General features: G+C 72.9%; 20 protein-coding genes, 3 tRNA genes and 1 pseudogene. 11 read left to right on the top strand and 13 right to left on the bottom strand.

The window, feature by feature from the left end; all coding sequences use genetic code 11:
- The first annotated feature begins 26 nt into the window (after nt 1-26).
- Complete coding sequence (locus ACH4ZA_RS18280; RefSeq protein ID WP_319276464.1) at nt 27-614, top strand: bifunctional DNA primase/polymerase; 588 nt, start codon at nt 27-29, stop codon at nt 612-614.
- A tRNA-Lys gene (locus tag ACH4ZA_RS18275) sits at nt 605-678 on the top strand. Before ACH4ZA_RS18280 ends, ACH4ZA_RS18275 begins: the two co-directional genes overlap by 10 nt.
- 48 nt (nt 679-726) lie before the next feature.
- Here the strand turns inward: ACH4ZA_RS18275 and ACH4ZA_RS18270 are convergent.
- A complete protein-coding gene (locus ACH4ZA_RS18270; RefSeq protein ID WP_319276462.1) occupies nt 727-2,160 on the bottom strand; it encodes a M6 family metalloprotease domain-containing protein in 1,434 nt (477 codons plus the stop codon).
- Between the two features lie 315 nt (nt 2,161-2,475).
- Between ACH4ZA_RS18270 and ACH4ZA_RS18265 the strand changes: the two genes are divergently transcribed.
- Complete coding sequence (locus ACH4ZA_RS18265; RefSeq protein ID WP_319276460.1) at nt 2,476-4,323, top strand: EAL domain-containing protein; 1,848 nt, start codon at nt 2,476-2,478, stop codon at nt 4,321-4,323.
- Here ACH4ZA_RS18265 and ACH4ZA_RS18260 read toward each other — a convergent pair.
- From ACH4ZA_RS18260 to ACH4ZA_RS18250, 3 genes and pseudogenes are all read right to left on the bottom strand, one after another.
- Nucleotides 4,302-5,393 carry an LLM class flavin-dependent oxidoreductase gene (locus tag ACH4ZA_RS18260; RefSeq protein ID WP_319276537.1) on the bottom strand — a complete coding sequence of 364 codons (1,092 nt, stop codon included), beginning with the start codon at nt 5,391-5,393 and terminating at the stop codon, nt 4,302-4,304. The genes ACH4ZA_RS18265 and ACH4ZA_RS18260 overlap by 22 nt on opposite strands.
- Nucleotides 5,394-5,667: 274 nt before the next feature.
- Complete coding sequence (locus ACH4ZA_RS18255; protein WP_398430304.1) at nt 5,668-6,399, bottom strand: decarboxylase; 732 nt, start codon at nt 6,397-6,399, stop codon at nt 5,668-5,670.
- 115 nt (nt 6,400-6,514) lie between these two features.
- Nucleotides 6,515-6,604: pseudogene (locus tag ACH4ZA_RS18250) on the bottom strand (decarboxylase); the annotation flags it as partial.
- 219 nt (nt 6,605-6,823) lie between these two features.
- Here ACH4ZA_RS18250 and ACH4ZA_RS18245 point away from each other — a divergent pair.
- Complete coding sequence (locus ACH4ZA_RS18245) at nt 6,824-7,828, top strand: D-2-hydroxyacid dehydrogenase (protein WP_398430302.1); 1,005 nt, start codon at nt 6,824-6,826, stop codon at nt 7,826-7,828.
- A gap of 40 nt (nt 7,829-7,868) precedes the next feature.
- Here ACH4ZA_RS18245 and ACH4ZA_RS18240 read toward each other — a convergent pair whose 3' ends face one another.
- Nucleotides 7,869-8,366: a cupin domain-containing protein gene (locus tag ACH4ZA_RS18240; RefSeq protein WP_319276456.1), complete on the bottom strand. Its 498-nt coding sequence runs from the start codon at nt 8,364-8,366 to the stop codon at nt 7,869-7,871.
- 308 nt (nt 8,367-8,674) lie between these two features.
- Between ACH4ZA_RS18240 and ehuB the strand changes: the two genes are divergently transcribed.
- The 6 genes from ehuB to ACH4ZA_RS18210 all read left to right on the top strand — a co-directional run bounded on the left by ehuB (nt 8,675) and on the right by ACH4ZA_RS18210 (nt 12,925).
- The gene (gene ehuB, locus ACH4ZA_RS18235) at nt 8,675-9,601 is read left to right on the top strand and encodes an ectoine/hydroxyectoine ABC transporter substrate-binding protein EhuB (protein WP_319276454.1); all 927 of its coding nucleotides are present in this window, start codon (nt 8,675-8,677) and stop codon (nt 9,599-9,601) included.
- Nucleotides 9,601-10,344, top strand: coding sequence for an ectoine/hydroxyectoine ABC transporter permease subunit EhuC (gene ehuC, locus ACH4ZA_RS18230; protein WP_319276453.1), 744 nt, complete (start codon nt 9,601-9,603; stop codon nt 10,342-10,344). The genes ehuB and ehuC overlap by 1 nt, the downstream gene beginning before the upstream one ends.
- The gene (gene ehuD, locus ACH4ZA_RS18225; protein ID WP_319276451.1) at nt 10,341-10,988 is read left to right on the top strand and encodes an ectoine/hydroxyectoine ABC transporter permease subunit EhuD; all 648 of its coding nucleotides are present in this window, start codon (nt 10,341-10,343) and stop codon (nt 10,986-10,988) included. The genes ehuC and ehuD overlap by 4 nt, the downstream gene beginning before the upstream one ends.
- Entirely contained in the window at nt 10,978-11,802 is an 825-nt protein-coding gene (gene ehuA / locus ACH4ZA_RS18220; RefSeq protein ID WP_398430298.1) for an ectoine/hydroxyectoine ABC transporter ATP-binding protein EhuA, read from the top strand. Before ehuD ends, ehuA begins: the two co-directional genes overlap by 11 nt.
- A gap of 188 nt (nt 11,803-11,990) precedes the next feature.
- Entirely contained in the window at nt 11,991-12,749 is a 759-nt protein-coding gene (locus ACH4ZA_RS18215) for an IclR family transcriptional regulator (protein ID WP_398430296.1), read from the top strand.
- A 102-nt stretch (nt 12,750-12,851) separates the two neighbouring features.
- A tRNA-Lys gene (locus ACH4ZA_RS18210) sits at nt 12,852-12,925 on the top strand.
- On the opposite strand, the gene ACH4ZA_RS18205 is transcribed toward ACH4ZA_RS18210, so the two are convergent.
- The 5 genes from ACH4ZA_RS18205 to ACH4ZA_RS18185 form a co-directional block, all read right to left on the bottom strand.
- Nucleotides 12,891-14,645, bottom strand: coding sequence for an AMP-binding protein (locus tag ACH4ZA_RS18205; RefSeq protein ID WP_398430294.1), 1,755 nt, complete (start codon nt 14,643-14,645; stop codon nt 12,891-12,893). The two genes, ACH4ZA_RS18210 and ACH4ZA_RS18205, sit on opposite strands and share 35 nt — an antisense overlap.
- Nucleotides 14,646-14,700: 55 nt before the next feature.
- Nucleotides 14,701-15,168, bottom strand: coding sequence for a DUF3592 domain-containing protein (locus tag ACH4ZA_RS18200; RefSeq protein WP_398430292.1), 468 nt, complete (start codon nt 15,166-15,168; stop codon nt 14,701-14,703).
- A gap of 107 nt (nt 15,169-15,275) precedes the next feature.
- A complete protein-coding gene (locus ACH4ZA_RS18195; RefSeq protein ID WP_319276446.1) occupies nt 15,276-15,881 on the bottom strand; it encodes a lytic polysaccharide monooxygenase in 606 nt (201 codons plus the stop codon).
- A gap of 124 nt (nt 15,882-16,005) precedes the next feature.
- Nucleotides 16,006-17,112 (bottom strand): SPFH domain-containing protein, encoded by a 1,107-nt coding sequence (locus ACH4ZA_RS18190; protein ID WP_398430290.1) that lies wholly within the window; start codon nt 17,110-17,112, stop codon nt 16,006-16,008.
- 179 nt (nt 17,113-17,291) lie between these two features.
- On the bottom strand, nt 17,292-18,893 hold the full coding sequence (locus ACH4ZA_RS18185) for a peptidoglycan-binding protein (RefSeq protein WP_398430288.1): 1,602 nt from the start codon (nt 18,891-18,893) through the stop codon (nt 17,292-17,294).
- A gap of 207 nt (nt 18,894-19,100) precedes the next feature.
- On the opposite strand from ACH4ZA_RS18185, the gene ACH4ZA_RS18180 reads away from it, so the two are divergent.
- Nucleotides 19,101-19,174, top strand: a tRNA-Lys gene (locus ACH4ZA_RS18180).
- Between the two features lie 75 nt (nt 19,175-19,249).
- On the opposite strand, the gene ACH4ZA_RS18175 is transcribed toward ACH4ZA_RS18180, so the two are convergent.
- From ACH4ZA_RS18175 to ACH4ZA_RS18165, 3 genes are all read right to left on the bottom strand, one after another.
- Nucleotides 19,250-19,921, bottom strand: a complete 672-nt coding sequence (locus tag ACH4ZA_RS18175) for a class F sortase (protein ID WP_398430286.1) — start codon at nt 19,919-19,921, stop codon at nt 19,250-19,252.
- A gap of 3 nt (nt 19,922-19,924) precedes the next feature.
- A complete protein-coding gene (locus tag ACH4ZA_RS18170; RefSeq protein ID WP_398430284.1) occupies nt 19,925-20,539 on the bottom strand; it encodes a hypothetical protein in 615 nt (204 codons plus the stop codon).
- Between the two features lie 193 nt (nt 20,540-20,732).
- Nucleotides 20,733-21,512: an HAD-IIA family hydrolase gene (locus ACH4ZA_RS18165; protein WP_319276441.1), complete on the bottom strand. Its 780-nt coding sequence runs from the start codon at nt 21,510-21,512 to the stop codon at nt 20,733-20,735.
- Between the last annotated feature and the right edge of the window lie 77 nt (nt 21,513-21,589).

Below are 21,589 nucleotides of genomic sequence, written 5' to 3'. Positions count from 1 at the left end.
TGCTCACGGGCGGTAGACCTGTCGGTATGAGCAGCGCATACGACGAAGCCCTCGGCGTCACCCCGGACGGCGCCGCATGGCTGGCCTCCGCCGGAACGTATCCGCGCAGCACGCTCGCCTTCTGGGAGGAGCGGCCGCAGGCGCCGGTCGTCCTGCCGTGCGGCGCGGTGTTCGACGTCGTCAGCGCCCCCGCGATGTTCGGGCGGGCGATGCTCGACCGGCTGTGGGGCGACGGGCCGGGCTCCGGGCCGGTGGCCGCGTTCCGCGGCCGCACCCTGCTGTTCGCGGCGCCGGGCACGGCCCAACGACTGCCCTCGCTGCTGGAGTGGGAGGAGTGGAGCGCGGAAGGCCGCCGCGGCGGCCGCGCCGCGACCGTGCCGCCGCTGCTGTGCCACGGCACCGGCGACGCGGTCACCGTGCCCGCGCTGGTGCCGTCCGAGCCGGGGTGCGGCACCCGCTGGATGGTCGCCCCGGACACCCGTCACCCCTGGCTTCCGGGGCCCGAGATCCTGCTGTGGGCGGCGGTGCGGGCGGCCCGCTGGGCCGTGCGCATATCGATTTCTCCTCCCCCCGACCAGGATGCTAAGGTCTACGACGTCAGCAGGCGCCGCTAGCTCAGTTGGTTAGAGCAGCTGACTCTTAATCAGCGGGTCCGGGGTTCGAGTCCCTGGCGGCGCACGACAGTGAAAGGCCTCTCGCGTGAGCGGGGGGCCTTTTCTCTTGCCCTCACAGCTTCGTGCCGGGGGTGATCCTCAGCGTCCACGCCCCCGACGCCGAGCGGCTCTCCACGTCCACCCGGACGCCGTCGCCGGGGACGGTGAAGCTCTCCCCGAGGGCGACCGGGGCGTCGGCGAGCGGCGGATAGACGGAGTTCTCCCAGCAGGCCTCGGTGCGCGGGTGGGCGTCGAGCACCTCGACCGGCCCGCGGCCCGACCGGGCGGCGCTGCTGACCCGGTAGACGAGGATCCCGGCGCGGCAGGCGGCGCGGTCGTTGCCCACCGGACCGCGCGCCTCGAAGGCGAGCGCGCTGTCCTGACCGGTGCGGACCACCGCGAGCCTGGCGCCGCCCCCCGGCACGGGAGCCGACGGCACGGAGGCCCGCTGCACGGGGGTCGGCCGTACGGGAGCGGGTCGCACGGGGGCCGGCTGGACGGGGGCGGGGACCTGCCCCCCGGGCCCGGGGACCGGCCGGACGGGGGCCGGGGCCTGTTCCCCGGGTTCGGGGACCGGTTCCCCGACGGCTCGTGCGGCCTGCGTGCCCGATCCGGCGCCGACCGGCTCCAGCGTCAGCCGGGTGGGGCCGGGGCCCCGCAGACACAGCACCTGGCGCGGATCCAGCCAGCCCAGCTTCCACTTGTGCCAGGCGAACAGGTCCGGGGCGAGTCCGAACTGGCTGCCCATCAGGTCCCAGTCGCCCACATAGGTGTCCCAGTCGCCCTTGCCGTCCACCGGGCGGTGGTAGAGGTCGGGCAGGTCGAAGACGTGGCCGGTCTCGTGGGCCAGGACGAGCCGGTCCGGGGGGTGCTTCTCGAACACGGTGACGACCCGGCGGATGTCGACGCCGTCGGCGTGCAGCGGGTCGTCCAGGTTGACGACCTTCGTGGCGTCCGAGTCGACGCCGGGGGCGTCCGGGTCGGCCACGAAGTAGACGACGCCGTAGCGGGAGAAGTCGACGTGGGGGTCGGCTGCGGCCAGCGCGTCGTGCAGGTAGGCGGCCCGGCCCTCGGGGCTCCAGTCACGCCGTATGGCGTAGGCGGTGGACGGCTTCGGCATGCGGATCCACCGTTTCAGCGGATGGGAGCGCAGGTGGAACCTGCCGTACGACGCCTGCTCGAAGAAGCGGCTGGTGGCCGGGAAGTGGTCGGCGGCCAGCTCGGCCGGGGAGGTCAGGGGGGTCCAGTCGGGGAAGGACAGGAACACCATCACCGCGTCCAGCGAGCGGGCCGGACGGGGGTAGGCGGCGTTCCAGGTGTCCAGTCCCTCCGAGTGGTGGGCCGCGGTGCGGGCCAGGGCGCAGGGCGCGGCGGAGAAGGGCTCCGCCACGGAGGGGTTGCCGATCAGGGAGGTCGCGGCGAGCGCGGTGAGGGTGGTGAACACGGCCGCGGCGCCGCGCAGTCGGGGGCGCGGGAGCAGGCGCACGGGTCGCGGCAGTCGCGGCACAGAGACCTCCGGGAGCGGTTCACGGGACACCGCCACCCAGACTGTGTGGAATTGTCGTACTACGCCCTGTTTTTCTGCACCAGACGAGTGAGGACGCGGAAAGCGGGCATCACCCCGACACCCCCGGAATTCTCACGGAACGTCACAAGCGGTCGCGGGCCCGCAGAACCGGGCCAGGTGCGGGCAGAAACGATCTGTCAGAAAGGCGGGTCGGTCCGGGACACTGGGCATGGGCTGCGCGGGTCCCCGGGCAGCCTCTATGATCGGCACACTTTCCTGCACGGACAGCGATCGAGTGCACTGCGGGAGCGAGCGGTGAGCGGAACGTCCGAAGGGCCGACGCCCGCGGCAGACCTCGACCGGTCAGCCGTCACAGAGAGTGACATCAACAGTACGAGCGGCGGGTCTGCGGCCTATCGGTCCGTCTTCTCCGCGGCGCCGCTCGCCATGGCCGTCGTCGACCGCGAGGGGCGGATCGTCGACGCCAACGGCGCGCTCGGCGCGCTGCTCGGCGGCGGCAGCGCCCCGCTGGTCGGGCGGGTCGCCTCCGACCTGCTGGACCTGGCCTCCGACGCCCGCATCCGGCACGCCTACCGCGAGGTCCTGCGCGGCCGGCGGGCCAAACTGCGCTGCACCCGGCGGCTGAAGCAGCCGGACGGGCACGCGCTGTGGGCGCAGGTCACCGTCTCGCCGCTGGAGGCGCAGACGCCGGGGGCGGAAACGCCCGGGGTGCTGCTGTCCGTGGCCGACGTCAGCGCCCACCGTGACCTTCAGGCGCGACTGCGCCACCTGCAGATGCACGACCCGGTGACCCGGCTGGCCAACCGCACGCTGTTCTTCGAGCGCGTGTCCTCCGCGCTGGAGGCGGAGGCGTACGAGCAGAGCGGCACCGGCCGGATCGGCCTGTGCTATCTGGACCTGGACGGCTTCAAGGCGGTCAACGACACCCTCGGGCACCGGGTGGGCGACCGTCTGCTGGCCGCCGTCGCCGAGCGGCTGAACGGCTGCGCCGAGGAGGCCGGACGGACCAGGCCGAGCGTGCCGCTGGTGGCCCGGCTCGGCGGGGACGAGTTCGCCCTGCTGGTGGAGGACTCCACCGGCACCGACCAGCTTGCCGACCTCGCCGAATCCGTGCTCAAGGCGCTCCAGGCCCCCTTCGACCTGGCCGGACACCGGCTGAACGTGTCGGCGTCGATCGGGGTGGTGGAGCGGGCCGCGGCCGGCACCACCGCGACCGGTCTGATGCAGGCCGCAGACACCACGCTGTACTGGGCGAAGGTGGACGGCAAGGACCGCTGGACGCTGTTCGACCCCGAGCGCAACGCCCATCTGATGACCCGGCAGGCGCTGGCCTCCACGCTCCGTCCCGCCATCGAGCGGGGCGAGTTCCGGCTCGACTACCAGCCCTTGGTCGGCATGTCGGACGGCCGGCTGCGCGGCGTGGAGGCGCTGGTCCGCTGGGACCACCCCCGGTTCGGGCTGCTGTCGCCGAATCGGTTCGTCGCACTGGCCGAGGAGGACGGTTCGATCGTCCCGCTCGGCCGATGGGTTCTGGCCACCGCCTGCCGCCAGGCACGACAGTGGCAACTGGACAATCCGGACGATCCGCCGCTGTTCGTCAGCGTCAACGTGGCGGTGCGTCAGGTGTGGGACTCCGACCTGGTCGCGGACGTGGCGGAGATCCTCGCCGAGACCGGCCTCGCGCCGCACCTGCTGCAGCTGGAGCTGACCGAGTCGGCGGTGATGGGCTCGGCCGGACGGCCGTTGCAGGCGCTGCAGGCGCTCAGCGACATGGGCGTGGGCATCGCGATCGACGACTTCGGCACCGGCTACTCCAACCTCGCCTACCTGAGCCGGCTGCCGGTGTCGGTGCTGAAGCTGGACGGGTCCTTCGTGCGCGGCTTCCAGTACGAGAGCGACAAGGAGGGGGCCACCCCGCCGAACCCGGCCGACCAGGTCGTCGTCGAGGCGATGATCGATCTCGCCCACCGGCTGGGCCTGACCGTCACCGCCGAGTGCGTGGAGACGTCGGCGCAGGCGACCCGGCTGCGCAGCATCGGCTGCGACACCGGGCAGGGCTGGCTGTACTCCCGCCCGGTGTCGCCGGACCGCATCTCCGAGCTGCGCGGCACCCCCGAGTCCTACGCCGTCGGCAACCCGTAGGCGTCCGCGACGAGTTCGTAGGAGCGCAGCCGCAGGGCGCCGCGGTGGGCGTGGCTGGTGAGCATCAACTCGTCGGCGCCGGTGCGCTTGTGCAGGTCGTCGAGGCCGGAGCGGACCTCGTCGGCGGTGCCGTGGATGATGTTCGCCGTCCAGGAGTCGACGAACTCGCGCTCCAGCGGGCCGAGTCGGTGCGCCTGCGCCTCCTCGGGGGACGGGAACAGACCGGGGCGTCCGCTGCGCAGCCGGACCATGTTGACGCCGGTGGCCAGGACCTGGCGGCGGGCCTCGCTCTCGTCGTCCGCGGCGAGCACGGAGACGCCGATCAGGGCGTAGGGCTCGGCGAGCACCTCGGAGGGCCGGAACGACGCCCGGTACAGGTCGAGGGCCGGCACCGTGTTCTGCGCGGAGAAGTGGTGCGCGAAGGCGAACGGCAGGCCGAGCACGCCGGCCAGCCGGGCGCTGAAGCCGGAGGAGCCGAGCAGCCAGATCGGCGGCCGGTGCGCCGACTGCACCCCGCCGGGCGACGTGCCCTGGATCGGGCCGGGGATGGCGTGCACCCTGCGGTACGGGTGGCCGTCGGGGAAGTCGTCGTCCAGGAAGCGGGTGAGCTCGGCGAGCTGCTCGGGGAAGTCGTCGGCGCCCTCGTGCAGGGTGGCGGTCCGGCGCAGAGCGGCCGCGGTGCCTCCGTCGGTGCCCGGGGCGCGGCCGAGACCGAGGTCGACGCGGCGGGGTGCCAGCGCCTCCAGGGTGCCGAACTGTTCGGCGATGACGAGGGGCGCGTGGTTGGGCAGCATCACGCCGCCGGAGCCGAGCCGGATGCGGTCGGTGTGCGCGGCGAGGTGGGCGAGGATCACGGCGGGCGAGGACGAGGCGACGCCGGGCATCGAGTGGTGCTCGGCGACCCAGTAGCGGTGGAAGCCGCGTGACTCCGCGAACCGTGCGAGGGCGACGCTGGTGCGCAGGGCGTCGGCGGCGGTGCTGCCGGAGCCGACGGTGACCAGGTCCAGTACGGACAGGGGCGTGGGGGCGCTGCCGTGTGCCGTGCCGCGGATCCCGTCCCCCGCCGGAATCGCGTCCGGGGTCGCGTCTCCCGCCGGGGCCCCGGCGACGGATGCCGTCCCGGCTGCGGTCGGCGTCCCGTCCGCCGTCGTCGGGCCGGCCGGCTCGGCCTGTGCCGACGTCTCTTCTGCGGCCACGGGGGTCCTCCTGTCGTCAGCCGTGTGCTGTCCTCGCAGCGCTAACAGGAGGCTGTCCCCGCTTATTCCCGGCGCACCGGCGTCCGGGGCGTCCCCGGCCGCGTACCGGGCCGCGTACCGGGCCGCGTACCGGGCCGCGTACCGGGCCTCACACCTGTACGACGGGCTCCCGGGCGAACAGGGCGCCGAGCCCCGGCGCGTTCAGCCGCCGGTCGGTCAGGCGCAGCGCCTCCCACACGGTGACCTGGTTGGCGGTGAGGACCGGCTTGCCGAGCTCCTTCTCCAGCTCCGGCAGCCACGCGGCGGTGTGCAGGGCGGTGCCGGGCAGCAGCACCGCCCGCGCCTCGGGGGAGTCGGCCGCCCGCGCGAGGGCGAACACCTCCGCCTCGCCCCAGGCCCCGACCTCGGCCGCCGTGACGATCCCGGCGCTGTGGACGCCCGTCACCCGCAGACCGCCCGCCCGGAGGAAGTCGGCGAAGAGGGCGGCCACGTCGTCCGGGTAGACCGCCCCGACGGCCACGTGCGCGGCGCCGAGCTCCTGGGCCGCCCGCACGAAGGCGAAGGAGGTGGAGGAGGCCGGCGTTCCGGCGCTGGTGGCCAGGGCGCGCACCTGCTCCCGGGCGCCCTCCCAGCCGTGCACGAAGCCGCCGCCGGTGCTCGCCCACACGATCGCCTCGACGCCCGCGAGCCGCAGTTGCCCGACGCCCTCCGCCAGTCGCTCGGTCGCGCCCTTGTGCCGCAGGGCGTCGATGCGGTGGGCGTCCTCGTCGACGCCGGTGTGGACCAGGTCCAGCCGGACGTCACTGCCCAGGAGCTGCTCGATGCGGGGGTAGTCGTCCTCGGCCGAGTGGCCCGGGTAGAGGAATCCGAGTGCGGTCATGTCCAGCCTTTCCTGCTGCTCTTCTTCCGGCAGTGCCGGCGGGTCCCGCGGCGCGGGCGGACCTCCGGCGGTTCAACGGGCCGCGTATACGCCGGTATGTCCAGGAGTGTCCAGCAGCGCTCCACGGTCCCACCGCTCGGGTACCCAGTCGGCGCAACGCCGCCCACACGGTCACCTGGTTGGCCGAGATCAGCGGTGTGCGCGGCGGGGCCGCCGGCCGGGGGGCGCCGCGCCCTCCCGGCCGTGCACTCCCCGGCCTCCGCCCACCCGGCCGGGCCCCCTCGGAGCCGAGGGGGCAACGGACCGCCGGCGCAGCCGTGTTGACGACGGTGGCTCCGGGTGCCAACGTGGTCGATCACCGCCTGCCGGAATCGGCGCACGTCGGAATCCGCGCACGTCACACGCGCCGGGGAAGGGACACCGGATGGCCGCCGTCCCCCCGTCTCCCGCCGTCCCCCCTCCCCCCGCCGTGCCGTCCCCCGCGGCTCTTCCCACACTGCTCGTCCTCGACGCCGACCCGCCGCCCCGGCTCGGCCGGCTCACCGGGCGGGTCCGGGTGGTGCACACCGACGAGGCCTCGCTCGCCGAGCGACTGCCGGCCGCCGACGTCCTGCTGGTCTGGGACTTCACCTCGCACGCGGTGCGCGACGCCTGGCCGGGCGAGGGGCCGCGGCCGCGCTGGGTGCACACGGCGAGCGCGGGCGTGGACCACCTGATGTGCCCCGAACTCGCCGCGTCGGACACGGTGGTGACGAACGCGCGCGGCGTCTTCGACGAGCCGATCGCCGAGTACGTGGCCGCGCTGGTGCTGGCGATGGCGAAGGACCTGCCCCTGACCTGGGAGTCGCAGCAGCGGGGCGAGTGGCGGCATCGGGAGGGCCTGCGGGTCGCCGGGACCCGGGCCGTCGTCGTCGGATCGGGGCCGATCGGGCGGGCCGTCGCCCGCACGCTGAAGGCGCTCGGCGTGACCGCGACGGTCGTCGGCCGTGTCCCGCGGACCGGCATCCACGGCCCCGGCGACCTGGACCGGCTGCTGGCCCGGGCCGACTGGGTGGTCGCGGCCGCCCCGCTCACCGAGCAGACGCGCGGCATGTTCGACCTGCGGCGGTTCGGCGTGATGCAGCCCTCGGCCCGGTTCGTGAACGTGGGCCGCGGGCAGCTGGTCGTGGAGGAGGCGCTGGTGCAGGCCCTGGAGCGGCGATGGATCGCCGGCGCCGCCCTGGACGTCCTCACCTCGGAGCCGCTGCCTCCCGACAGCCCGCTGTGGCGGGTGCCGGGGCTGCTGATCTCGCCCCACATGAGCGGTGACACGGTGGGCTGGCGGGACGACCTCGGCGCACAGTTCGTCGAGTTGTTCGAGCGGTGGGCGGTGGGCCGTCCGTTGAGGAACGTGGTCGACAAGCGACGCGGATACGTGCCCGGGCACTGACGCCCCGGCGACCTCCGCGCGGCGGGCCGCCGGGGGCGGCTCAGGCGTGGTCCGGGACCGTCCGGCGCAGCTCGTCACGCCAGAGCGCGCTGTCGACGTAGTGGTTGTCGTAGCGCTCGGAGCTCGCGCGGATCTCCTCGACGCCCGCCTCGCCGTGGTGCACGCGCTCCAGCAGCCGGTAGTAGTCGAAGCGGTGCAGTCCGGGCGTGAAGAGGACGAGCAGTTCGGCGGTGCTGCCGGGGGCCGGCGCGAAGGCGTGCGGGACGTGCGGCGGGACGGTCAGGAAGTCCCCCCGCTCCAGCGTGCGCACCTCGTCGCCGACCAGGAAGCGCATCCGGCCGTCCAGGACGTAGAACACCTCGGTCGCCCTGGTGTGGAAGTGCGCCGGAGCGCCGGGCGAGCCCTCGGCGAAGGTCGCCTTGTTGGCGGTGAGGGCCTCACCGGTGGCGTCCGCGTCGGCGAGCAGCGTGATCAGGCTGAGGGCGCCGTCCTGGAGGGTCTCGGCCTTGCCGGAGCGGACGACGAGGGGGCTGCTCATGGGGGACTCCCGACGTTCGGTGGGCGGTCCGCGGCTGTGGCCGTCGGACCCGTCACCCATGAATCTAGGCCCTTGAAAGACCCACTGTGAGGTGCATTCTGAGGTCGTTTTCATGGGTCAATCTCCATCCGGCCACCGGCTGTCGGCGGCGGGCTTCCAGGCGCTGAGCAGCACGGGAGACGGCTCACCGGCCGCCCCTGCGGTCCGGGGCGGGAGCGCCGTCGCGGGGACGTTCGCGAGGTCCCCGGCGAGGAACGGGGCCGGAAGCGATCCGCATATCCGGCCGGAAGCCGGGTAGCGGCGCGCCCATGGCTCGACCACAAGCACATCGATCAGGAACCGGCTCCCGACCCCGCAGAGGACCCAGCCGCCGCTCGCTGCTCGCCGCGGCGGTGTCGCTGAGCGCTGCGGGGGGTCTGGGGGCGGCCGGCTGCAGTCGCGTCCCGGACGACGGGAAGGTGCTGGGGGGCGCTCTTCTGGACACCCTGCGCGAGCAGGGGTCCGTGAAGATCGGCATCGCCAGCGAGCCGCCCTTCGGGTACGTCGGGGACGACGGACGGGCCACCGGGGAAGCGCCCGCGATCGCGAAGGTGATCTTCAGACGGCTCGGCATCGACGACGTGGAGCCGGTGCCGGTGGACTTCGGCGCCCTCATACCGGGGCTCAAGGCGCGGCAGTTCGACGTGGTGTCCGCCGGGATGTACATCAACCCGGTCCGGTGCGAGCAGGTGCTGTTCGCCGACCCGGACTATCTGATGCTGGACTCCTTCATCGTCCGCAAGGGCAACCCGCACGGCATCAGGACGTACGACGACGTCAGGAAGAAGGGGCTCCGACTCGCCTCCGGGAAGGCGTACGCCCAGATCGACTACGCCAAGGCCGCGGGCATCAAGGACGTCCTGGTACTGCCGGACCAGGTGGCCGGTCTGGACGCGGTGGCCCAGGGCCGGGTGGACGCCTTCGCGGGGACCCGCATCACGGTGAAGTCGGCGGTGGCGAGTTCCGGACGGGTGTCCGCGACCGAGCCGTTCCAGCCCGTGGTGGACGGCGCACCGGCCTACGGCGCGGGCGGCTTCGCCTTCCGGCAGTCCGAGAAGAACCTCCGTGACGCGTTCAACGGGGAACTGCTGAAGCTCAAGAAGGACGACTACCGGGAACTCCTGCGGATCGTCGGCCCCTTCGGCTTCGAGAGGGCCGACATGACGGACCTCACGGCGAAGGAGCTGTGCGGCTGATGATGAGTTCCGAGTTCTTCACGACCTGGTTCCTGCCGGGCGTCTGGGTCACCGTCCAGGTGACGGTGTACGCCGCGGCCCTCGCAGCGGCCGTCTCGTTCGGGGTCGGGCTGGCACGCGGTTCACGGCTGTGGATCGTCCGCTTCGTCGCCGGGACCTACTTCGAGGTCTTCCGGGGCATGTCGGCGCTGGTGCTGATGTTCTGGATGTTCTTCGCGCTGCCCCTGTTCGGCTGGCAGCTGGTGCCCATGTGGGCCGGCGTGAGCGCGCTCGGCCTGACCTACGGCGCGTACGGCTCCGAGATCGTCCGCGGGTCCCTGGCCGCCGTCTCCCCGGCGCAGCGGGAGGCGGGCATCGCGCTCAACTTCAGCCGGCTGCAACGACTGCGCCTGATCGAACTGCCCCAGGCCTGGCCCGAGATGATCCCGCCGTTCAACAACCTGCTGATCGAGCTGCTGAAGGGCACCGCCCTGGTCTCGGTCATCACCGTGGCGGACATGACGTTCGCCGGCAACCTGGTCCGGCTGGGCACCAACGAGACGACCCCGGTCTACACGCTGCTGCTGGTCCTGTACTTCGTCCTCGCCTTCCTCATCACCCGCGGCATGCGGCTGCTGGAGCGCAGGGCCAAGGCCGCGGTCGGGCAGCGGCCCGGGAAGACCGGCGGGACCACTCCCCCGTCCGGCGCGCGCGGCGAACGCGTGCCCGCCGGTTCGCAGTCCACGGCAGGAGGCACGGCATGAGCTGGGACTGGAACGTCGTGGACGACTTCATGCCGCGGTTCTGGGACGGCGTGCTCGTCACCCTGCAGGCGCTGGCCGTCGGCACGCTGATCGCCTTCGCGCTGGGACTGGTGTGGGCGCTGGCCCAGCGGTCCGGCCGGGCATGGGTGCGCTGGCCGGTCGTCGCCGTCACGGAGTTCATCCGCAACACGCCGCTGCTGGTGCAGCTGTTCTTCCTGTTCTACGTGGTGCCGAACTTCGGCCCCTCGATGTCGCCGCTCACCACCGGCATCGTCGGTCTCGGACTGCACTACTCCACCTACACCGCCGAGGTGTACCGCGCGGGCATCGACGGCGTGCCCGCCGGCCAGTGGGAGGCGGCCACGGCGCTGAGCCTGTCCAGGAGCCGCACCTGGCGGGTCGTGATCCTCCCGCAGGCGATCCGCCGGGTCGTCCCGCCGCTGGGCAACTACGTCATCGCCATGCTCAAGGACTCTCCGATGATCGCGACCATCGGCGCCTTCGACATGCTCGGCGAGGCCCAGACCTTCAGCAACGAGACCTTCACCACGGAGGCCCTGACCGTCGTGGGCGTGGCGTTCGTCGTCATCGCCTACCCCGCCTCCCTTCTGATCCGAGCCCTGGAGCGACGCCTTGTCCGCTGACACCGATCCCGCACAGACCCTCGAGTCCCTCGCCAACCCGCCGGTGGACGGCAGTGAGCTGATCCGCTTCGACAAGGTCACCAAGCGCTTCGGCGACAACACCGTCCTCGACCGGCTCGACTTCTCCGTCGACTCCGGCAAGCACGTCACGCTGATCGGCCCGTCGGGGTCCGGCAAGACGACGATCCTGCGGCTGCTGATGACCCTGGCCACGCCCGACGAGGGCACCATCAAGGTGGGCGGCGCGTACCTGACGCACGAGGAACGCGACGGCGCACTGGTCCCGGCCGGCGAGAAGCACGTCCGGGAGGTCCGCAAGAACATCGGAATGGTCTTCCAGCAGTTCAACCTCTTCCCGAACATGAAGGTGCTGCGCAACATCACCGAGGCCCCCGTCACCGTCCTCGGCCTGTCCCGGGACGAGGCGGAACAGCGGGCCCGCGAACTGCTCGAACTGGTCGGCCTGAACGAGCACGTCGACAAGTACCCGAGCCAGCTGTCCGGCGGCCAGCAGCAGCGGGTGGCGATCGCGCGGGCGCTGGCGATGCGGCCGCAGGTCCTGCTGCTGGACGAGGTGACCTCCGCGCTGGACCCGGAGCTGGTGGCAGGCGTCCTGGACGTGCTGCGGGACATCGCCCGCACCACCGACATCACGATGCTCTGCGTGACCCACGAGATGGGCTTCGCCCGGGACATCTCCGACCAGGTGCTGATGTTCGACTCGGGTCGCGTCATCGAGTCGGGCCCGCCGGAGAAGATGTTCAGCGATCCGGAGCGGGAACGGACCCGGGAGTTCCTCAGCGCCGTGCTGTGACGAGCCCGTCGCCGGGCCCCGATTCCCCGTGCGACATATGCCAGGGGAACGGTCTGGTGGGGAGGGGGTCGGCAATCCCGTCGACGCCCCTCCCCACAGGCCCGTCCCCGGTTATCGTGGTAGCGGTTCACTGACCGGATTACGGCCCATAGGCAGGCGCAGCCGACACCGCGAGCGCAGGGGGAACCGTGGCGCTGAAACACGAGCCGACCGCGCCGTACCACTCGACCCAGCACGCGTTGCGCGTCCTGGAGAGCGTGGCGCGGCACCCCACCGGAATCACCGACCACCGACTCGCCCGCCTGACCGGCCTCAGCCCGGAGCGCCTGACCACGCTCCTGCGGATGCTCCGCCGCGAGGGATACGTCGAGCAACTCGCCGACGGGGTGTACGTGACCGGCGACGCCCTCACCCGCCTGGGCTCCGCGCAGGACCACGACCAAGCCCTTCACGCGAGGCTCCAGCACACCCTCGACCGGCTGCGCGACTCCGTGGGCGCGGCCGTCTACATCAGCCGGTACGTCGACGGCGAGGTCACCATCACCCAGTACGCGGACAGCCCTGCCACGCCGTCCGTCAACGAGTGGTTCGACTTCCGCCGCTCCGCGCACGCCACCGCGCTCGGCAAGAGCCTGCTCGGCCAGCTCGACCACAACGGCCGCCGCGACCACCTCTCCCGGCACAAGATGGCCCGGCTCACCTCGCGCACCATCACCAGCGACAAGCTGCTGCTGTCCCGGCTGGAAGCCCAGGCGCCCACCGTCCCGGTGCTCGACCTCCAGGAGTACGCGATCGGCACGGTCTGTGCGGCCGTCCCGATCACCGCCGGCGCCACGGCGGGCTGCCTGGCCCTCTCCCTGCCCGTCGCCCACGCCCATCGGCTCCGCCAGGCCGCCGAGACCCTGAACAGGAACGCGGCGCCCGTACTGCTGTCCCTCGCCATCTGAGGCGTGCTCTGCGGGGGTGCCGCCGCATGGTCGGAAGCACCCCCGCGGACCGGGTAGTATTTTCTTCGTCGCAGGCCGCCGAAGGCGGAGGGCGAGAGTCATGCGCCGCTAGCTCAGTTGGTTAGAGCAGCTGACTCTTAATCAGCGGGTCCGGGGTTCGAGTCCCTGGCGGCGCACAGAAGAAGGGCCTCTCGTGAACACGAGGGGCCCTTCGGCTTGCCCCGCCCCTTCGCCCTTTCCGGCGTCCCCTTCCCTCCGCGGCCCGCCCCACCCCTGCTGTACGGCCTCCTCGGCCTCCCTCGCCGTCAGCCTCCGGTAGGCCGGCTCCCCCGGCGGCCGCCACCACACCGGGTCGGCGCAGCGCGGCCCCTCGCGTCGCAGCAGCGCCCGGTGGATCTTGTTCGTCGCGGTGACGGGCATCCGCTCCACCACCCGCACGAACCGCGGCGCCATCTTCGTCCCCAGGTCGGGCTGGGCGAGCAGGAACTCCGCGAAGCCCGCCGGATCGAACGCACCGGCGACCGTCGCCATCACCTGGTCGCCGGTCACCGGGTCAGGCACCGCGTAGACGGCGACGGCGTCCGCCGCCTCGTACCGGGCGAGGATGTTCTCGATCATCGCGGCGGCCAGGTTCTCGCCGTCCACGCGGAGCCGGTCGTCGGTGCGGCCCGCGAAGTAGAGGAAGCCCTCGCGGTCCCGGTAGAAGAGGTCGCCGGTCCAGTACGCGCCGTCGTCCCGGCGCCGCTCCGCCTCCGCCGCCGGGTTGCGCCAGTAGCCCTCGAAGGGGTTCGGGCCCCGGTTGACCAGCTCCCCGATCGCCGCGTCGCCGTTCAGCAGCCGCCCCGCCGCGTCGAACACGGCCCGCGGACACTCCTCGCGCGTCTGCGGGTCGAGGACGACGAGACCCGCGCCCGCCCGGCCGACCGCCCCCGGCGGAGTGCCGGGCGACCACTGCACCGCCGCCCCGCCCTCCGAGGAGCCGTACCCCTCCACCAGCCGCACCCCGAACCGCCGCTCGAAAGCGGCCGCGTCCACCGCTCCCGCCTCGGTGCCGAAGCCCAGCCGCAGCACATGGTCCCGGTCGTCCGGGCCCGGCTCGGTGGCCAGGACGTACTGGATCGCCCGGCCGACATAGGTGAAGTACGTCGCCCGGTGACGCCGTACGTCCGCCAGGAACCCGGACGCCGAGAAGCGCCGCCGCAGCGCGACACCGGCGCCGGCCGTCAGCGCGGGCGCCCAGTCGGCGATCACCGCGTTGCCGTGGAACATCGGCATGCAGACGTAGTGCACGTCGTCCGGTCCGACGGCGAACTGCTCCGCCAGGGAGCGCCCGGCGGCCGCCAGCCGGCCCTGTGTGCAGATGGCGGCCTTGGGCGCGCCGGTCGAGCCGGAGGTGAAGTAGAGGAGGAGCCGGGCGGCGGGCGTGGCAAGGGACGGGTCCGGGCGGGCGTCGGCGTACGGGGCGAGGAGTGCGTCGTACTCCGGCGTGCCGGTGATCAGCAGGCGGACGCCGGGCAGGTCGAGCCCTCTGAGCAGCAGCAGGTGGGCGTGTTCGGTGATCAGCAGCCGGCACTCGGTGTGCAGGACGTCCCGGGCCAGCTCGGGGCCGCGCCGGGTGGAGTTGATCCCGGCGACGGCCGCCCCGGCGAGGGCCGCGGCCGACAGCCACAGCGGGAACTCCGGGGTGTTGTCCAGCAGCAGCCCGACGTGCGGCGGGCCGTCCGGCGGCAGCAGGTCGGCCAGCAGGGCCGCCCGGGCGGCGGCCCCGGCGGCGACCTCGTGGTGCGTGAGGACGGTGTCCTCGCACCACAGCCCCGGCCGGCGGTCACCCCAGCGGGCGGCCACGAGTTCGGCGACGGTACCGGTTCCGGTTCCGGTTTCCCTGGTGGACTCCATGGCCGCGCACGGTAGTTGACGTACCGTCAGATGTGGAGAGCCGGGCGGGACGCCGTCAGGGGATCATGCGGTCGGTCTCGGCGAGCATGGTGTGGACCGAGACCATGAACAGGACGCAGCCGGCGATGAACACGGCGAAGAAGGCCAGCAGACAGCCCGTGCCCGCAGCGAGCTTGCCCCGGCTCGGCGGGCGGGCCGTGGCCCCCTCGGGGTGCTCGGGCGCGTAGAACACGGTGACGATGTCGCCCTCGATGACGGTGCCCGGACCGCCGCTCTCGTCGAAGCGGTAGGCGCGACCGTCCCTCGTGGTGAACTCGTAGACGTGGTGCAGGGTGGTGCTCACCGAGGTGTCGTTGCCCCCACCGCTCGTGCTCGTGTAGGTCCGCAGACAGCGGCCCTCGGCAGTGACTCCGCTGTCCCAGGCCGTCCTGACCTGCCGGGTGCGGCCGAGCACCTTGTACGCGACGAACAGCACACCGGCGATCATGATCGTCGGCACGATGTAGAAGAAGAACGCTTCCATGAGCTCCCCCGGATGTTCTGACGCCGGCCTGGTCCTGACGGCGTGCAGGGAACGTACCCGTGCGCGGGCCCGGGGGAGCTCAAGCAATGCTCAGGAAAACCGGCCGCTCAGAACGTGACGTCGGAGCAGGCGTAGAAGGCGTTGGCCGTGTCGGCGATCGTCCACACGGCGACGATCACGTGCCGTCCGCTGAGCCCGGACGGCAGCGTGCCGCTGTGCGACAGGGTCGACGGGGGCCGCTGACCGCCGTAGGGCACGGTCAGGAACGGCGTGAGGTTGAGGTCGGAGCGGGCCAGGTTGTGGTTCTGGTTCCAGCCCTGCCTGGTGACGAAGTACTTGAAGTCGGTCGTGGCGTGCATCGCGGTGAACTGCCAGCGGAAGGTGTAGCTCTGGCCGCCGTTCACCCGGGTGGCCGGCCACGCCCCGCCCGAGGGGGTCCGCGGAGCGTCCAGCTGGGCGAAGCGGGTGTTGTTGCCGGAACAGATCCGGCCGTCCGCCGCGCCGGAGCCCGGGAAGCCCTTGGGCCCCTCGACGCTCTGCGGCTCCCACTGGATGTCACCGCAGTCGGTCACGGAGCCGTTCTGGCAGAGCTTCTGCCGGCTGACAGGGAGGTCGGTGTAGCCGTGGCCGCTCGCGCCGCCGGCGGTGAGCACGAAGGCTCCCGCCGTGGTGAGCCCGAGCGCGGCGGCGTACCACTTGGTCTTTTTGCGCATGCTGCCGCTCCTGGAGAACGTGGGGAGTTCAGTGAGCCGAGCCGTGCAGGTCTAGACCAAGTTCGAGATTATGGGCGGGCGCGGGACATGTCCATACCCGTCGCGGGTTCTGTTCGACGGGCCGTCAGGGCGACTGCTCCCGGCCCGCGCAGAAGGCCACGGTCAGGTCCTTCACCAGCGCCTTGCGCTCGTAGTCGTCCAGTTCCACGAGCCCGCGCATGGTCAGCCGGGTCACCGTGTCCTCCACCGAGTCGACGACCGAGGTCAGCACGGTGGCCCGGTGCTGGGCGTCGAGCGCGGCGATACGGCGGCGGTTCATGGCCGCGGCGACCTCGGGGGCGTACTCCACCCGGACCGGCTGCACCGAGAACACCTCGAGGCCGACCACCCCCGCGTCCCGCGCCACCAGCCGGGTCAGCGCCTCCCCGGCCGCCTCCACCGAACCCCGGCCCGCGCCGGGCGTCTCCACCGGAATCCGGGCCAGGGCCGCCTCGACGCACTCGCGCAGATACGTCTCGTGGTCCTCCACCCCCAGCGTGGCCCGCGCGGTGTCCCGCACCCGCCACACCACCAGGGCCACCACCCGCAGTGCGACACCGCTGCCGTCGGCGGCGAACATCGGCTCGCTGCGCCAGTGCCGCAGCCGCACGTCCACCCGGCGGCGCAGCAGCAGCGGGTTCACCCACAGCAGCCCGGTGCGCCGCACCGTCCCCCGGTAGCGGCCGAACAGGCCGAGCACCCAGGCCCGCCCGGTCCGTCCACGGGCGAGCCCGCCGAAACCGAACAGCGCCAGCGCGCCCGCGCCCGCGTACGCCGCCCACTGCGCCGGGCCGAGGCCCGCGCCCGCGAACTCCGGCAGCCGCAGCGCCGCCACCGCGAGCGGCGGCAGAACCCCGGCCCACCACGAGACGGCCGCACAGCCGGCCACACCGCAGACCCCGGCGAGCACTCCCGCGGCGCCGGGCAGCACCCGCGCCGGCCGCTCCGCGAGCTCGGGGTCCGGCTGCGGTACGGGGCGGGACTGCGCGGGCATCGGCCGGCGCAGCCTCGGCTGCTCCCCGGTGCCCGCCCGGCTGCCCACCACGGCGGGTCCGACGGGCACCGGCCGCGGCTCGGGCTCGTCGCGGAACAGCAGGTGGACGGGGATCTCGGTGGTCGCCTCGTTCTGGATGAGCCGTGCGGGCCTCGACGGCCCCTCGGGCTCGGGTGTGGGAGAAGTGGTCGTGTGCATTGCGTGCCTCCAGCCTCCGCGCCAGATACGCCATGACAGTGGGGGGAACGGAACGGTGTGCGGGTAACGAGCGGTGCGAGGGGGACGGGATGGGGGGGTTGGTGTGAGGGTGGCCGGTGTGCGTGGAGGCCGCCCGGGCGGGGTCGGCCGGTTCGCCGTCGTTCGGGGCCGCGGCGGCCCTAGGAGAAGAGCCGCCGCCAGGTCTCGGGGCCCGGGTAGCCGTCGGCCGCGCCGCCACGCCAGCCCTGGGCGCGCTGGAAGGCCTCGACCGCTCGCCGGTCCGCCTCGCCCCAGCGCGGTCCCGGACCCGTCGCGTAGTGCCTGCCGAATCCTTTCTTCACCAACTGCCGCCCCAACTGCGTGACGTACGCGCTCTGCACGCCGGGCCGGAAAACGCCCCGGCCGGGGTAGGCCGGGACGCGCGGCGCCGAAGGGACGGGCGCTGCGGGCAGCCCCCCGACACCCGGCTGCGCCCCAGATCCGGGGCCTGCCCCCGATCCGGCCTCCGCCCCTGCCTCCGATCCCCCGGCGGCCCCCGGGCTCGCGCCGGAGCCGGGCGAACCCGGGGCCTTCGGGACCTGCGGGACGTGTGGGACGTGTGGGACGTGTGGGACGTGCGGGACGTGCGGGACGTGCGGGACCTGCGGGTGCTTCGGAACCTGCGGCGCCTGCCGCCCCTCGACGTCCCTGCCCCTGCCGGAGACCAGCAACGCCCAGGTCCTCGGGCCGGGCAGGCCGTCGGCGTCGTCGCCGCTCCAGCCCTGGGCGCGCTGGAAGGCCCGGGTGGCCCTGCCGTCGGCGGCCGACCAGCGCGGGCCGGGCCCCGAGGCGTAGAAGCGCCCGGCGCCCCGCTCGACGAGGAGCCTGCCGAGCAGGGTGACGTATCCGTTGTCCGCCCCGGGTCCGAAAGCCGCCCGTCCCGGGAACGCCGGCAGCGCGGCATGCTGCCCGCCGGGCTTGTCCCCGTCCGCCTCCGCCCCCGGGGCGCCGCCGGTGCTTCCGGACTGCTCCCCGGCGGCCTGCGCGGCGGTCTGCCCGGCCGGTCCGAGGCCCTTGTAGCGATAGGGGACGTAGCGGTCGGAATGGCTCCAGTAGGCATAGGGGGTGGCCTGGCGGCGAGTGGTCGGACGGGTCTGTTCGTAGACGACGTAGTAGGTGTGCGTGTAGTCCGTCCAGCCGCCGAAAAGGACGACGTGCGAACCCTTCTCGGGGTCGGACGGATTGTGGAACAGCAGAATGTCGCCGGGCTGGAGTTCGTCCTTGGAAATCCTCGTCCCGAACTGGTGGAGACTGCCCGTCCACTCGTTCCGGGGCAGGTTCCAGGCCATGGAGACGAAGCCGGAGCAGTCCTGCCGGTATCCGTCCCACCAATAGGCGCTCATGCTGTAGGGCACCTGGGCCGAAACCCACTCCTTGGCCCGTCTGATGATGTCGGCCCGGGTCGTCGCAGGCGTCACGACCGGTCCCGCCGCCCCACCCGGACGCGCCGGCCGGCCCGCGGGACCGTGCAGCGGGGCCCTCACCCCCTGAGGCGTCTTGGGCTCGTCACCTGCGGGAACGCCGGGACGGTCGGGGGCTTGCGGAGCGGCGGCGGCGGGCGCCGCGTGCACCGCGCCGAGCGCCGCGGCCGTCGCGGTGGCCACGACCAGGGCACGGTGTGCGGACGGGAAACCGCTGAACGGACCGGTCGGGGCATTCCGGGCCGCCCGTCGGCGTACCGCGCATCCGGGGCACTCGCAGTCGCCCCCGGGATCGAATTCCTCGAATGCCGGAGGCTCCATGCGATTCCCCTCACACTTCAGCTGGAAATGTCCGCGGCTGTGCACGTTCGCCAGTTTCTCAACCGTCTTGTCGACGCGCATGCTGACGGTCCGAATGATGTAAGCCGCTACCCTCCCGGCCCAGCACCCGTGAGACCCGGACTGCCGCCAGTCCCGGGCGGTCGGAGGCACCCTCCGAGGTCCTGTAGAGTTACGGCGTCAGTGCAAGCGCCGCTAGCTCAGTTGGTTAGAGCAGCTGACTCTTAATCAGCGGGTCCGGGGTTCGAGTCCCTGGCGGCGCACAGACGACGAAGGCCCCTCGCGAGAGCGAGGGGCCTTCGTTCGTTCGCGCTCCCCTCACGTCACGTCCCCCCACCTCACGTCGCACCACGTCCGGCCCCGGTGCCCGTCAGGTACGCCGAGACGATCACGTTCGCCGTGTAGCTGTGGCTGCTCCGGTCGAACACGCCACCGCAGGTGATGAGGCGCAGCTCGGCGCGGCCCGTCCGGTGGGCGCCGTAGGCGAGCCGGGCGTCGAAGCGGTCGCGCGGGACGACCTCGACGTCGTCGACGGTGAACTCGGCGACCTTCCCGTCGTCCCGGACCACCCGGACCGTCTCGCCGCCCCGGAGCGTGCTCAGCTTGTAGAAGACGGCGGGCCGCGTCTCGGTGTCGACGTGTCCCACCAGCAGGGCGGCGCCCCGCGCGCCGGGCTTCGCGCCCCCGGCGTACCAGCCGACCACGCCCGCCTGGTCGAAGGGCGGCGGGTCGACGGCCCCGTCGCGGTCGAGGCCGCGGGCGACGACCGGGGCCTGCACGCCCAGCTCGGGGATGTCGACGCGTCGCGGCAGTGCCGCCCCCAACGGCTCGACCGCGGGCGGGAGCACGACCGGCGGGCGGCCGCCCGCGGCCATGTCGCCGACGGCCGGACCCGATCCGGCGTGCCGCACCTCGGTCACTTCGCGACCCCACAGCCACAGCCCGAGCAGCAGCACCGCCCAGGCCAGGCAGGTGAGGAAGCGGCCGGAAGCGCGCTCACGGTCGGACACGGCTCAGTCCGTCCTGCGTCTCCGCCGCACACCGCGGAAGACGACGGCGGCCGCGGCCACGCCCGCCAGCACCAGACCGACGACCGCCTGCACCGCGCCGGGGCCGTCCACCCGGGCCTCCTCCACGGAGGCGAGCGGAGCCGCACCGCCGCCGCCCGCGTGGACCGGGGCGACGGGAGAGGCGGCGACCGTCGGGGCGTCCTGCGCCGGGGAGACCGGCGATTCCCGCGGCCGCGACGGCTCGGCGGGCGACGGGGCGACGACGCTGATCCGGCCCTTGACCGTGAAGTCGACGCAGGTGATCCGCACGTCGTAGGCGCCGACCGCGACCGAGGACCGGACCCGGGTGTCGCCGACGAGCGAGCCGCCCGAACCGCTGAGCCGTACGTCCGAGACGAAGGCGTCCGAGGTCGCGGTGGCCGTGCGGCCGGCGCACCCCGTGACCTTCAGCGTGATCTCGGCCCCGGGCGCCGGCTTGGCCGGCGTGACCGAGACGCTGCCGCCGGCGCCCGTGGCGTGGGCCGACGGGGCGTACGCCACGGGGACGAGCACCGCGGGAACGAGCGCAGCGACGGCGGCCGCGACACCCGAACAGAGAGTGACCTTCAGTGAACTCATGGTGAACCTCCAGCTCCCTGGAGAGTCCCCCGCCGGGACGCCGGACGCATCCGCTGGCGGGGTTTCACTGGTCCGTACGGGTGGCACGCACGACGCCGCGGGTTTTGGACCCGCCGACGAGGTCCGCGCGCTTCGAGACCCGGACGGCGAGGTCGGCGAGCTCCGAGACCCGGTCGGCGAGGTCCGCGCGGATTCAGATCCGGTCGACGAGGTCCGCGATCGAGTCCACGATCTTCGACGGCCGGTACGGGAAGTCCTCGACCTGCTCCGGCTTCGTCAGACCGGTGAGCACCAGGAACGTCTGCATGCCGGCCTCCATGCCGGCCAGCACGTCGGTGTCCATGCGGTCGCCGATCATCGCGCTGGTCTCGGAGTGGGCGCCGATGGCGTTCAGTCCGGTGCGCATCATCAGCGGGTTCGGCTTGCCCGCGAAGTACGGGTTCTTGCCGGTCGCCTTGGTGATCAGCGCGGCGACGGCCCCGGTGGCGGGGAGCGCGCCCTCGACGGAGGGGCCCGTCTCGTCCGGGTTGGTGCAGATGAAACGCGCGCCGTCGTTGATGAGGCGGACGGCCTTCGTCATCGCCTCGAAGGAGTAGGTGCGGGTCTCGCCGAGCACCACGTAGTCGGGCTCGTGGTCGGTGAGGACGTAACCGATGTCGTGCAGGGCGGTGGTCAGGCCGGCCTCGCCGATGACGTACGCCGTGCCCTCGGGCCGCTGGTCGCCCAGGAACTGGGCGGTGGCCAGCGCGGACGTCCAGATGTTCTCGATCGGCACGTCCAGGCCCATCCGCCGCAGCCGGGCGTGCAGGTCGCGCGGGGTGTAGATCGAGTTGTTGGTCAGGACGAGGAAGGGCTTGCCGGACTCCCGCAGCTTCTTCAGGAAGGCGTCGGCGCCGGGGATCGGCACACCCTCGTGGATGAGCACACCGTCCATGTCGGTGAGCCACGACTCGATGGGCTTGCGGTCTGCCATGTGCGGGATCTCCCTGCCGTGCGCGAGGACGCAAGTGCTGCGTGCGCCCCAGCCTAATCACAGGGCCGATCTTGGGG

It is taken from the genome of Streptomyces sp. NPDC020597, from assembly GCF_044335095.1.
In the GTDB taxonomy this organism is placed as follows: domain Bacteria; phylum Actinomycetota; class Actinomycetes; order Streptomycetales; family Streptomycetaceae; genus Streptomyces.
Note: the sequence above shows the minus strand (reverse complement) of the source record. Positions and strands in the feature narration are given on the sequence as shown.

What these genes read in the sequence shown, in the direction of transcription:
- ACH4ZA_RS18200 (WP_398430292.1), bottom strand. Translation starts at nt 15,168, where the DNA reads ATGGAAGCGTTCTTCTTCTACATCGTGCCGACGATCATGATCGCCGGT.
- ACH4ZA_RS18240 (WP_319276456.1), bottom strand. Translation starts at nt 8,366, where the DNA reads ATGAGCAGCCCCCTCGTCGTCCGCTCCGGCAAGGCCGAGACCCTCCAG.
- ACH4ZA_RS18205 (WP_398430294.1), bottom strand. Translation starts at nt 14,645, where the DNA reads ATGGAGTCCACCAGGGAAACCGGAACCGGAACCGGTACCGTCGCCGAA.
- ACH4ZA_RS18280 (WP_319276464.1), top strand. Translation starts at nt 27, where the DNA reads ATGAGCAGCGCATACGACGAAGCCCTCGGCGTCACCCCGGACGGCGCC.
- ACH4ZA_RS18190 (WP_398430290.1), bottom strand. Translation starts at nt 17,112, where the DNA reads ATGCACACGACCACTTCTCCCACACCCGAGCCCGAGGGGCCGTCGAGG.
- ACH4ZA_RS18195 (WP_319276446.1), bottom strand. Translation starts at nt 15,881, where the DNA reads ATGCGCAAAAAGACCAAGTGGTACGCCGCCGCGCTCGGGCTCACCACG.
- ehuB (WP_319276454.1), top strand. Translation starts at nt 8,675, where the DNA reads ATGGCTCGACCACAAGCACATCGATCAGGAACCGGCTCCCGACCCCGC.
- ACH4ZA_RS18255 (WP_398430304.1), bottom strand. Translation starts at nt 6,399, where the DNA reads ATGACCGCACTCGGATTCCTCTACCCGGGCCACTCGGCCGAGGACGAC.
- ehuD (WP_319276451.1), top strand. Translation starts at nt 10,341, where the DNA reads ATGAGCTGGGACTGGAACGTCGTGGACGACTTCATGCCGCGGTTCTGG.
- ACH4ZA_RS18245 (WP_398430302.1), top strand. Translation starts at nt 6,824, where the DNA reads ATGGCCGCCGTCCCCCCGTCTCCCGCCGTCCCCCCTCCCCCCGCCGTG.
- ehuC (WP_319276453.1), top strand. Translation starts at nt 9,601, where the DNA reads ATGATGAGTTCCGAGTTCTTCACGACCTGGTTCCTGCCGGGCGTCTGG.
- ACH4ZA_RS18170 (WP_398430284.1), bottom strand. Translation starts at nt 20,539, where the DNA reads ATGAGTTCACTGAAGGTCACTCTCTGTTCGGGTGTCGCGGCCGCCGTC.
- ACH4ZA_RS18165 (WP_319276441.1), bottom strand. Translation starts at nt 21,512, where the DNA reads ATGGCAGACCGCAAGCCCATCGAGTCGTGGCTCACCGACATGGACGGT.
- ACH4ZA_RS18185 (WP_398430288.1), bottom strand. Translation starts at nt 18,893, where the DNA reads ATGGAGCCTCCGGCATTCGAGGAATTCGATCCCGGGGGCGACTGCGAG.